This window comes from Vibrio sp. 03_296, assembly GCF_002265885.1.
In genome coordinates this window covers 1-537 of the sequence record NZ_NPKW01000717.1, presented here as the reverse complement: position 1 = coordinate 537, position 537 = coordinate 1, and the positions used below count along the sequence as shown (strand labels likewise).

General features: G+C 45.4%; 1 pseudogene. It reads left to right on the top strand.

The features are described 5' to 3' along the window. Window positions 1–537, top strand: a pseudogene (locus CIK04_RS27365) (multicopper oxidase domain-containing protein); the annotation flags it as partial.

Here is a 537-nt window from a genome sequence, read left to right as displayed (position 1 = left end):
TATGTGCGACAAATGAAAGGGAAGTTTCCGTTTGCTCTTTGTGCATTTGAATCGGTCGAATCGGACCTATCTAACCAGAATACACTGCCAACATTGCCGCTCAATCCAATTGCGCCGTTAGATTTAGAAACGGCTGAACAAATTGATTTTGTCTTTGAGTGGAAGGGGCTGTTACTCCGATGGATAAATCTGGCCAAGCTCTGCCGACGTTTTGGTTGGTGAATAAACGTGTCTGGGAGGGGATGAGCCAAGATTCAATTCCGGCGCCGTTAGCAACGTTAGAGCGAGGGCGGACTTACATATTTAATCTTAAGAACGTGACGCAATATCATCATCCCATTCATTTGCATGGACACACATTTACTGTATTGGAATTAAATGGCCAGACCCTCGCAGAACCGTTTCATACTGATACTGTTTTGCTAGGCAAGAATGGCAGTGCCAAAGCGGCGTTTGTTGCGGACAACCCTGGTCGTTGGATGTATCACTGCCACGTGATTGAACATATGAAAACCGGATTGATGGGATACATTGAAG